This window comes from uncultured Campylobacter sp. (genome assembly GCF_938030785.1).
GTDB lineage: Bacteria > Campylobacterota > Campylobacteria > Campylobacterales > Campylobacteraceae > Campylobacter_B.
In genome coordinates this window covers 1-4,247 of record NZ_CALHIK010000092.1, presented here as the reverse complement: position 1 = coordinate 4,247, position 4,247 = coordinate 1, and the positions used below count along the sequence as shown (strand labels likewise).

The 4,247-nt window shown below is 48.6% G+C and carries 4 protein-coding genes; 1 reads left to right on the top strand and 3 read right to left on the bottom strand.

Annotation, left to right across the window (positions count from 1 at the left end):
* Positions 1 to 157: 157 nt before the first annotated feature.
* On the top strand, positions 158 to 1,159 hold the full coding sequence (locus Q0438_RS05055; protein WP_297948000.1) for a hypothetical protein: 1,002 nt from the start codon (positions 158 to 160) through the stop codon (positions 1,157 to 1,159).
* Between the two features lie 370 nt (positions 1,160 to 1,529).
* Here Q0438_RS05055 and Q0438_RS05050 read toward each other — a convergent pair whose 3' ends face one another.
* The 3 genes from Q0438_RS05050 to Q0438_RS05040 all read right to left on the bottom strand — a co-directional run.
* Positions 1,530 to 2,558 carry a DUF3137 domain-containing protein gene (locus tag Q0438_RS05050; RefSeq protein ID WP_299188076.1) on the bottom strand — a complete coding sequence of 343 codons (1,029 nt, stop codon included), beginning with the start codon at positions 2,556 to 2,558 and terminating at the stop codon, positions 1,530 to 1,532.
* Positions 2,559 to 2,937: 379 nt separating this feature from the next.
* A complete protein-coding gene (locus Q0438_RS05045) occupies positions 2,938 to 3,498 on the bottom strand; it encodes a Fe-S-containing hydro-lyase (protein ID WP_177389396.1) in 561 nt (186 codons plus the stop codon).
* A 10-nt stretch (positions 3,499 to 3,508) separates the two neighbouring features.
* Positions 3,509 to 4,247, bottom strand: a 739-nt coding sequence (locus Q0438_RS05040) for a fumarate hydratase (protein ID WP_299188074.1), incomplete at its 5' end; no start/stop codon positions are given.

Sequence of the window (4,247 nt, the reverse complement as noted above, 5' to 3'; positions counted from 1 at the left end):
TTGCAACTTCAAGGAATTTCAAATTTCGCAATTTCGCAGAATTCCGCAGCGAGCGGATTCGGGTTTTAAATTGAGGGCGCAAATTCTAAATCCAAATCTCGCGCGGCGCAAATTTGCGCTATAATCTAGCGAAAATCAAAGATTTAAAGGATGCGACTTGAAAATTTTAATCTCGTTTTTGTGCTTATTAAGCTTCATGTTCGCCGAGGCAGCGCCCGCTTTGGCAGAAGGTGCAAACAGCGCTCAAAAGGATCAAAACCTAGAAATTTTAACGGCAAATTTAGACGCGGCGCTGAAAGAAATCGATGAAGCCAGGCATCGCCCCGATGGTACGCCTTGCGAGAGCATCGTTAGGTTAAGGGCTGCGTTTATGGAGTTTTTGCAAAGCGCGGGCGAGAGAGCGCCTCAAATTTTAAAATCCTTGAGGTTCGCCCCGAATATGGCGATCTCGCAGGACGGCAAGTTTCGGGCATATTCGGTAGATATCAGCACCGGCGGCACGATGGGCGCGAGCTACGTAGCGTATCAATACGTAAGCGGCGGGCAAAATTTCATTATGGATTTTGCAGACAAAGGTGCGCAGCAGATGCAAGAATGCGTTCTTGGCGGCAGGCGGGATTGCGCCTGCGGCGATTGGGCAGTCGGTACCGCATGGGGCGGCGATCGAGTGATAAAAGTTTTTAAAGTTAAAGAAAATCTATATCTTATTTACGGAGGATCAAAGGGCTCTACTAAGCTCACAAACGACGAATTTTGGGCGGTAGAAGCAAGCGAAGCGGGTATAAACCTAGCGAATATATTCCACTACGTCCGTTCATGCGGCGGAGATTGCGACTGCTCTAAAAGGAGCTCTTTGGTGCCGCCGCCGCACGACTCCGCTCGATTCGGCATAGAATATGATTTTTTTTCATATTTAGACGGCAGTGACGAGATAAAGAATAAATACGCTAAAAGGACGTTTTTGACCTTTGAAAACGGCATACTGGGCGCTCTTAAGGTAAAATATAGCGATAAATACCCGGACGGCGAGCTTGTCGATGAATATCAATACTTTAAATTTGACGGCGAAAAATTTACGATAGAGAGTAAAATAATTCATTGCGAGCCCGGTAAAATTATAAAGGAGTTAGTCGCGCCCTCTAGCGCGCAGGGGCTTTGATGGGTACCGTGATGCTTGGCGGGTGCGCTAAATTTTAAGGCGCGACAAAATTTCAAATTTCAGGCGCGTAAGATTTCGGCTGCGAAATTTTAAAATTCTAAATTTCAAAGCGTAAAATTTCAAGGCGCGGATTTTATTTTCAGGATTTTAAATTTTACGGTGCAGAATTTCGCAGTGTGGATTAAAATTTTAAATTTCAAAACGCGCGGAATTTTACGCGCCTTAAAATTCCAAAGCACGAAATCGAAAAGCAAAATTTTAAAATTTCAAATTTCAAAGCGCGCAGAGCTGTAGCATGTGGAGCCGCGGCGCGGCGTGTGAAGCTATAGTGCGCGAGGCTGTGACACGCAAAGCCACGGCGAGCCGCCCGCTAGCTCCAAATTCTTTCGTTTAGTTTTAGGTTTTTTACGATCGCTAAAAAGTGCGAAAGCTCGCGCTTGAGCTGCGCGGCAGGGTCGCGGCGCAGCACGCTTTCGTCGATGTCGGGCTCGAAATTATCGCGCCCCGTATTTACGAAAATATAAATTTTGCTATCTGCGAAGCTAAGGCTAACGGGCGCGGCTACGGCGCCTGCGAAGCGCAAGAGCCTCCGCATAAAGGTGGGCGTCAGGATATACATCGCGCCTGCCGCGTCCTCGCAATACACGGCAAAGGCGGCGTTAAACTCCGCATCGTCCATATCGATCCTCTTTAGCCCGAGGGTGTTCGGTGCGCCGGCGCGAGCGGGAAAAATCAGGGTTTTGGCGCTTATACGTTTGTTAAATTCCGCGTAGAAAAAGGTGCCGAGGATTTCGCTTTCCGAAAATCTATTAAATAAACTTACGTCACAAAATGTGAACTTCACGCCGTCATAAACGCCCGAGATCCTGTCGTTGCCGTATAAGTATCTGTCTAGTCGAAAAAAGAGCCCGGAGAGCTTGAGTTTAGCAGGATCGATATCACCTGAAATTTCATATCGGTAGCCGAATGCCTTAAAATAGGGCATTAGATAGTGCTCTTTAAAAGCGCGCCGAAATTTTACCGAATAATCTCGTTTAAAGATTCTAAATAATACGAATAAGCCAGAAGCAGCCAAGATTAAAGTTATAATCGCGAGTAAGATATATTTGGAAATCGTGGGGCGATTTTGTAAATCGTTTAGAAATAGGCTCATAGCAAAAAGGCAGGCAGCGTAGATTATCTTAGCTTTTATAGAGCTTTCATCGCACAAAACGGCTACTATAAGAACAACCGCGAATAATCCTATAAACGGCAACAAATCCGCCATACCTCCTCCGTCGCGCAGTTTGTATAACAAAAACGCGCCGTAGCCGAGCATGCACGCCGCCGCTAAGATCGTATTTCTTTTCGCCTTATACAAAAGCCCCAGTCTGATCTGCTCCAGCTCGCTTGCGTTCAATCGCCCTCCTAAAATTTAAATCCGATTATGGCGCTAGCGAGCTTTAAATTCGCTTACGAACGATGGCAAAATTTTAAAATTTAGACTTGGATAAATTTGCGATTAAATTTTAACGGCGGATTGTTTAAATGGAGCGAAGGCGGAATTTCTGTAGAAATTTAAGCGGCACGAAATTTTAAAAATTCCGCGCCGCGAATGGAGACAAAATTTTACGGACGCGCTTTAAATTTGCTATAAAATTTCACTGCGCGACAGCGTAAAATTTCGCGAAACAAACGCCGCAGATTATGCTGCGAAATTTAGGGTGCCCGAGCGAACGTCGATAAATTTACGAACTCTCGCGCCGCAAAAAGCGCCGCGCGGACGCCACTAGCAAAATTTAGATTTTTCTATAAGGCGCCTGACCTACTTCGTAGAAGTTGTTGCCCTCGCTGTCGATCGCTACGATAGCTGGGAAATCCTCGACGGTAAGTCGCGCGACCGCCTCGGGGCCGAGCTCGGGGTAGGCTAGCACTTCATATTTTTTGATGCTTTGGCTAATCAGCGCACCCGCACCGCCGATAGCGACCATATAGACGCAGCCTGATTTTTTCATCGCCTCGACGACGGCGTCGCTGCGGTAGCCCTTGCCGATCATGCCGTTGATGCCCACTTCGTTTATCATCGTCGGAGTATATTTATCCATTCGTCCGCTAGTCGTAGGTCCTGCAGCACCGATTGCCTGACCAGGTTTAGCGGGGGTCGGTCCCAGATAGTATATCGTCTCGCCGGCTAAGCTTACGGGTAGCTTCTCACCGCGAGCCAAAGTCTCGGTTAGCGCCTTGTGCGCGGCGTCGCGAGCTGCGATGATGGTGCCGCTGATTAGGACGTTATCGCCCGCCTTTAGGCTTTTTACTACGCTTTTATCGAAAGGTGCGGTAATTCTTTTAACTTCTGACATGATTTCCTCCTTATAGTTCGGCGTCGGCATGGCGAGCCGCGTGGCAGTTGATATTAACAGCGACCGGAAGCCCTGCTATGTGGGTCGGATACCACTCTACATTTACCTTAACGGCGGTATTTATGCCGCCCAAACCCTGCGGACCGACGCCCGTAGCGCGCGCCATCTCTAGTAGCTCATCCTCTAGCTTGGCGTAGCGCTCGTCGGGATTTCTGCTGTCAATCGAGCGGACCGCGGCTTGCTTGGCTAAAAGCGCCGCCTTATCCATCGTGCCGCCGATACCGACGCCTACGACCATCGGAGGACAGGCGTTAGGGCCTGCGTATTTGACCGCCTCTAAAAATACCTTTTTTACCCCTTCGATGCCGTCTGCGGGAACGAGCATTTTTAGCACAGATTTGTTTTCGCTGCCGAAGCCCTTCGGGGCTACTTTGATCTTAAGTTTATCTCCGGGGACGATGCGGGTATTGATGACCGCAGGGGTATTGTTCGTGGTGTTTTTGCGCTCAAAAAGCGGCTCTGCGACTACGGATTTACGTAGATAGCCGCCTACGTAGCCGTCCGCGACGCCTGCATTGATAGCATCCTCCAGATATCCGCCCTCGATATGTACGTCCTGCCCTAGCTCGACGAATACGACCGCCATGCCCGTGTCTTGGCAGATCGGTGCGATCTCTTTCGCTGCCAAATCAGCATTTTGCAAAAGCTTGCCCAAGATATCTTTGCCGATAGGCGAAGTCTCGTTCTCG